At 75.9% G+C, this 3,134-nt stretch carries 2 protein-coding genes; both read left to right on the top strand.

Annotated elements, in window-relative coordinates; genetic code table 11:
* Positions 1 to 160: 160 nt before the first annotated feature.
* Positions 161 to 1,282: an aminotransferase class I/II-fold pyridoxal phosphate-dependent enzyme gene (locus tag FM076_RS12685; protein WP_173870374.1), complete on the top strand. Its 1,122-nt coding sequence runs from the start codon at positions 161 to 163 to the stop codon at positions 1,280 to 1,282.
* Between the two features lie 566 nt (positions 1,283 to 1,848).
* Positions 1,849 to 2,985: a Gfo/Idh/MocA family protein gene (locus FM076_RS12680; RefSeq protein WP_180218272.1), complete on the top strand. Its 1,137-nt coding sequence runs from the start codon at positions 1,849 to 1,851 to the stop codon at positions 2,983 to 2,985.
* The last annotated feature ends 149 nt before the right edge of the window (positions 2,986 to 3,134 follow it).

Raw genomic sequence — 3,134 nt, 5'->3', positions numbered from 1 at the left:
GACACCGTCCGGACCACCCGCGCCCGGCGGCGTCGAGGCCGGACCCACGGCTGAGGCCGGGTCCACGGCTGAGGCCGCGCCCGCAACCGGGGCCGGGCCCGCAACCGGGGCCGGACCCGCCGTCGGGGCCGCGCCCGGCGCCCCGGCCGCGTCCCCCGGTGTGGCCGGTGGCGTCGCACGGCCGGTGATCCCGGCGGCGAAGCCGGTGATCGGGGACGACGAGGTCGCCGCCGCCGTGCGGGTGCTGCGCGACGGCCGGGTGGTGCAGGGGCCCGAGGTGGCGGCGTTCGAGGAAGAGTTCGCCGCGCTGGTCGCGGGCCGCCCGTGCGTCGCCGTGAACTCGGGCACCTCGGCGCTGCATCTGGCGCTGCTGGCGCTGGGCATCGGGCCGGGGGACGAGGTGGTCGTCCCGTCGTTCTCGTTCGCCGCCACCGCCAACGCGGTGCGGCTGGCGGGCGCGGAGCCGGTCTTCGCGGAGATCGACCCGGTCACCTTCTGCCTCGACCCGGATGCCGCCGCCGAGGCGGTCGGTCCGCGCACCGCCGCGCTGATGCCCGTCCACCTGTACGGCCATCCCGCGCCGATGGGCCGCCTCACGCAGCTGGCGCAGCGGCACGGGCTCGCCGTGGTCGAGGACGCGTGCCAGGCGCACGCGGCGGCGCTGCACGGCCATCCCGTCGGGACGTTCGGGGACGCGGCGTGCTTCAGCTTCTATCCGACCAAGAACATGCACACCCTGGAGGGCGGCATCGTCGTCGTCCCGGACGAGGAACGTGCGCGCACGCTGCGTCTGCTGCGCAACCAGGGCATGGAGCAGCGGTACGAGAACGAGATCGTCGGCGCCAACATGCGGATGACCGACGTGTCCGCCGCCATCGGCCGCGTCCAGCTCGAACGCCTCGCCGAGTGGACGCGGCGGCGCCGTGAGAACGCCAGGGTGCTGGACACGGGGCTGGCCGCGCCGCTGGTGACCCCGGGTGTGGCCGACGGCGCCCGGCACGTCTACCACCAGTACACGGTGCGGGTGCCCGGTGGCGCCGCCGTACGGGACGCGGTGCAGCGGCGGCTGCAGGCGGAGGGCATCGGCTGCGCCGTCTACTACCCGACGCCGATCCACCGGCTGAGGCCCTACGCGCATCTGGGCGCCGACCTGCCTGTCACCGATCGGGCGGCGGCCGAGGTGCTGTCCCTGCCCGTGCACCCCTCCCTCACCCCGGGCGACCTCGAAGTGATCGTTGCGGCCGCCAACGAGGCGGCCCGCAAGGCGGGAGTGACGCGATGACGGCGACGCGCAGAACGAAGGCGATCAGCGGAAGGGCACCGTCCGGCGGAAGGGCCTCGTCCGGCGGAAGGTCGTCCGGCGGAGTGGCCCCGTCCGGCGGAATGGGAGCGTCCGGAGGGACGACGACGCCGGCCGGAACGCGACCGTCCGGTGTGACACGACCGTCCGGTGTGACGCGAGCGGCTGATGTGACGCGAGCGATTGGCGCGACGCGGGCCGCCGGCGGGGCGGGAGCGGCCGGAAGAGGGAAGGTGGCCGGAAGGGGAGAGGCGGCGGCCGGACGGGGGAAGGCGGGCCGGAAGGCGTCCGGCGGTACGACGAGGCCGGGCCGGGGGCAGTCCGTGGGCTCCGTGGGCCGGGCCGCGTCGGCGGCCAGGACGGTCAAGCCGCCGACCACGGCACCGACCGCGAGCGCGCCCAAGACGGCCGACGCACCGGCGCCGTCCGGTGCCGCCCCCGTCACCGGTCCCGTCACCACCCCCGGCACCGCCTCGGTGCCGGCCCGGCCGCCGGGGCTCCACCGGCCCCCGGGGACACTGCGGGCCGGGCTCGTCGGGCTGGGTGCGATGGGGCGCAACCACGCGCGCATCCTCGCCTCGCTCGACGGCGTGGAGTTCGTCGGCGCCGTGGACCCGGCGGGCGACCCGCACGGCAGCCTGCACGCCCTGCCGGGCGTGCCGGTGCTGCACGAGGTGGCCGACCTGCTGGCGCTGGGCGTCGACTACGTGGTGGTCGCCTGCCCGACCGCGCTGCACGAGGAGGTCGGCCTCCAACTGGCGGCGCACGGCGTGTGCGCGCTCATCGAGAAGCCGCTGGCGCACTCGGCCGAGGCGGCGCGGCGGCTGGTGCGGGCCTTCGAGGAGCGGGGGCTCGTCGCGGGGGTCGGCCATGTCGAGCGCTTCAACCCGGCGCTCCAGCAGCTCCGCGCGCGGCTGGAGGCGGGCGAACTGGGGGAGGTCTTCCAGGTCGTCACCCGCCGCCAGGGGCCCTTCCCGCACCGCATCGCCGATGTCGGCGTAGTCAAGGACCTGGCCACCCACGACATCGACCTGACCGGGTGGATCACCGGCCAGGAGTACGCGACGCTGGCGGCGCGCACCGTCTCCAAGAGCGGGCGCCCGCACGAGGACATGGTCGCCGTCGTCGGCTCGCTGGCCGACGGGACGATGGTCAGCCACCTGGTGAACTGGCTCAGCCCGCTCAAGGAGCGGTTCACCGCCGTGACCGGCGAGCGGGGGTGCTTCGTCGCGGACACCCTCACCGCCGACCTGACCTTCCACGCCAACGGTGCCGTGGCCACCGAGTGGGAGGCCCTGCGGGCGTTCCGCGGGGTGGCGGAGGGCGACACCGTCCGCTACGCCTTCCCCAAACGGGAGCCGCTGGTCGTCGAGCACGAGCGGTTCCGCGACGCGGTGCGGGACGGGGTCCGCCGCGGGGAGACGGGCGGCATCGTCACCGTCCGCGAGGGGCTGCGGACGGTGGAGGTCTCTGCCGCCGTACTGGAATCGGCCCGCGACACGGGCACCCTCGCCTTGGCGACGGCTCCCGCACCCCCTGTGACACCTGTGACCTCTGAAGCCCCTGTGACGACTGCGGCGGTTGCGGCGGCGAACGCGGTGCCTGAGACGTCCGCGGCTGCCACACCAACCACACCACCCGCGACCACCCCGGCCGTTCCGCCCGTATCGGAGCAGCCCGCATGAGGCGGCCGGAGAGGAAGGTGCGGCCGGAGGGGAAGGTGCGGCCGGAGGGGAAAGTGCGGCCGGGGAGGATGGTGTGGCGTCGGGCGGTGCGCGGGGGCGGGGCCGGGCCCGAGGCGCCGCGCGCGGCAGAGGCGCGGCTCGGTGAGGGG

The organism is Streptomyces albus subsp. chlorinus, from assembly GCF_013302895.1.
Lineage (GTDB): Bacteria > Actinomycetota > Actinomycetes > Streptomycetales > Streptomycetaceae > Streptomyces > Streptomyces chlorinus.
The sequence above is the reverse complement of the archived record's forward strand: the minus strand, read 5'-3'. Positions and strand labels throughout refer to the sequence as shown.

What these genes read in the sequence shown, in the direction of transcription:
- FM076_RS12680 (WP_180218272.1), top strand. Translation starts at nt 1,849, where the DNA reads ATGGGGCGCAACCACGCGCGCATCCTCGCCTCGCTCGACGGCGTGGAG.